The sequence below is a fragment of the Nostoc cf. edaphicum LEGE 07299 genome (genome assembly GCF_015207245.1).
GTDB lineage: Bacteria > Cyanobacteriota > Cyanobacteriia > Cyanobacteriales > Nostocaceae > Nostoc > Nostoc edaphicum_B.
Genome location: NZ_JADEXF010000971.1, coordinates 1 through 2,668 on the forward strand (window position 1 = coordinate 1; position 2,668 = coordinate 2,668).

3 protein-coding genes are annotated in these 2,668 nt (G+C 42.9%); 2 read left to right on the forward strand and 1 reads right to left on the reverse strand.

Features of this window, described 5'->3' with window-relative positions; genetic code table 11:
- The coding region (gene coaD, locus IQ229_RS23285; protein ID WP_194047826.1) for a pantetheine-phosphate adenylyltransferase at positions 1 to 453 on the reverse strand (453 nt) is incomplete at its 3' end.
- Between the two features lie 295 nt (positions 454 to 748).
- On the opposite strand from coaD, the gene lgt reads away from it, so the two are divergent.
- Together lgt and cobM are read left to right on the forward strand one after the other, a co-directional pair.
- The gene (gene lgt, locus IQ229_RS23290; protein ID WP_194047828.1) at positions 749 to 1,624 is read left to right on the forward strand and encodes a prolipoprotein diacylglyceryl transferase; all 876 of its coding nucleotides are present in this window, start codon (positions 749 to 751) and stop codon (positions 1,622 to 1,624) included.
- A 208-nt stretch (positions 1,625 to 1,832) separates the two neighbouring features.
- The gene (gene cobM / locus IQ229_RS23295; protein ID WP_194047830.1) at positions 1,833 to 2,657 is read left to right on the forward strand and encodes a precorrin-4 C(11)-methyltransferase; all 825 of its coding nucleotides are present in this window, start codon (positions 1,833 to 1,835) and stop codon (positions 2,655 to 2,657) included.
- The last annotated feature ends 11 nt before the right edge of the window (positions 2,658 to 2,668 follow it).

Sequence of the window (2,668 nt, forward strand, 5' to 3'; positions counted from 1 at the left end):
ATCTAGGGCAATGTGTGGGGGAACGAGATGATCGATAGAGCCACCAAACCTTGCAATCTCTTTTACCACACTACTACTTAAAAAACTATACTCATTTGAGGTTGCGAGAAAAACTGTTTCTATTTGGGTAGAAAGAGTTTTATTGGTGTGAGCCATTTGCAGTTCCACTTCAAAATCTGACACAGCTCGTAGACCCCGGATCAAAACTTGTGCTTGTCGCATTTGGGCATAGTTGACGGTAAGACCATCAAAGCTGGCGACTTCTACATTAGGTAGATGTTGTGCAGAAAGACGGATCTGATCTAGTCGTTGCTCTACACTAAAAAGTGGCATTTTGTTAGGATTCCGCAGTACAGCGACAATCACCCGCTCAAACAGCCGACTACCGCGCTGGATAAGATCGAGGTGTCCCAAGGTGATGGGGTCGAAGCTACCAGGATAAATAGCTATCACAATTTTAAATATATCAAAGTTGTTTAGGTGATTATATCGAAACCATTTTGTGTAACTTACTCAAATCTACCATCTTGCGCTCTCGGTAAGGATGGTAAACTCAATTGTTTTAGTGGCACAAGTTATGCTCAACTAGGCGTTAGGAACTAGACTCCTAAATATGAATACTGGATTTTTACCTACGTCCCCACAATATTGTGGAAGATTCAAGTGTAGTTACAGTATTCGAGACACAAGAAACTCCGTACTTAGCTAAGTGCGCGGGTAGTTAACGAACTTTTCTAGGTAATTTTTCATGGCACTGGATGTTTCCACCTTGCCCTTGGCGTTTCAATTTACTTCTCCAGGACCGATTCTGGTGAAAATAGGACCACTAACTATTCGTTGGTACGGCTTATTAATTGCCACAGCAGTGTTAATTGGCGTCATCCTTTCCCAGAATTTGGCAAAGCGCCGTAATGTTAATCCTGAGTTGCTAGGCGATTTGTTCTTTTGGTTGTTGATTGGGGCAATTCCTGGCGCACGACTATATTACGTTTTTTTTGAGTGGTCAAAATATGCCCCCACTCCAGGAAAAATTTTTGCGATTTGGGAAGGAGGTATTGCCATTCATGGAGCAATTCTTGGTGGCGTTGTGGCTGCGTTAATCTTTGCCAAAATCAAGCAGGTTTCTTTTTGGCAACTGGCAGATTTAGTAGCACCTTCGCTGATTTTAGGGCAAGCGATCGGACGTTGGGGCAATTTTTTTAATTCTGAAGCTTTTGGCGATCCGACTAATTTACCCTGGAAACTCTATATTCCACAAGACCATCGTCCTTTAGAGTATGTTAGTTTCGATTACTTTCATCCCACCTTCCTCTACGAATCTGTATGGGATTTAATGGTGTTTACGCTACTAATAACTTTGTTTTTCCGGTCTTTATCCGGTAAGCCACGCTTAAAGGTAGGCACACTGTTTCTAATTTACTGGCCAGCCTACAGCTTAGGACGCTTGTGGATTGAAGGTTTTCGCACTGATAGCTTGATGCTGGGGCCGTTACGGATGGCACAAGTAGTCAGTAGTCTAGGAATTCTATTGGGATTAGTGGGATTAGCTTGGCTTTACTTACTCAAACGCCCTTTACCCGATGTAGTTCCTACTCTTAAGGGAAATGGGGAGAGTGGGAGATGAGGGACTAGGGATGAAGGGGATGTGGAAAAGAGAGCATAATTAAATATTCAATGCCCAATGCCCCATGCCCAATGCCCAAAAAAAAATGCCCCAGAGTATTCTCTAGGGCTTAACCAGGGTGCATCTACCATTACTCTCTACTAAGGAAAGAGGGTGAATCCGGAAAGATACTGAAGAATTTGCCAAAAAATTTTTTTGAGGGATTGCCGTGTGTTCTTCTAAAAGTGAATATACTGAAAGCCTAAGCTATAAAAACACACTATATGCTGTAGAACCATCTGTGTATATTGTCGGAGCAGGCCCTGGAGATCCTGACTTATTAACGGTGAAGGCGCAGAAACTACTGGCTGTTGCTGATGTAATTTTATTTGCTGATTCTTTAATACCCGAACAAATTTTAGAACTTTGCCGAAAAGATGCCGAGATAATTAGAACTGCGAATCAGACTTTAGAAGAAATTTTAGCGATTATGATCGATAGAGTGCGATCGCAGCACAAATCTCTAGTACGTCTCCATTCTGGCGATCCTAGTCTCTACAGCGCCATCCACGAGCAAATGCACCTCCTCGCAGAGGCAAATATTCCTTTTGAAGTCATACCAGGTATCAGCGCTTTTCAAGCCGCAGCTGCCAAACTCAAAGTAGAGTTGACTGTCCCCGGTTTAGTCCAAACCATCATTTTGACTCGTATTAGTGGACGTACAGAAGTCCCAGCCAATGAGGAATTAGCTACTCTTGCGGCACATCAGGCTAGCCTTTGCCTATATCTAAGTGCGCGTCATGTCGAAAATGCCCAAGCCAAACTACTCGAACATTATCCAGCCGAAACCCCCATTGCAATTTGCTTTCGCATCGGATGGCCCGATGAGAAAATCAGGGTTGTCCCTCTGAATCAAATGGCGGAATGTACTCATAAAGAAGAATTAATTCGCACCACACTTTATATAATTAGTCCAGCCCTCTCAACAACAAAAGGGCGATCGCGTTTATATCATCCCGAACATAGTCATCTATTTCGCTCATCTCATAACTAAATATTGGGTAT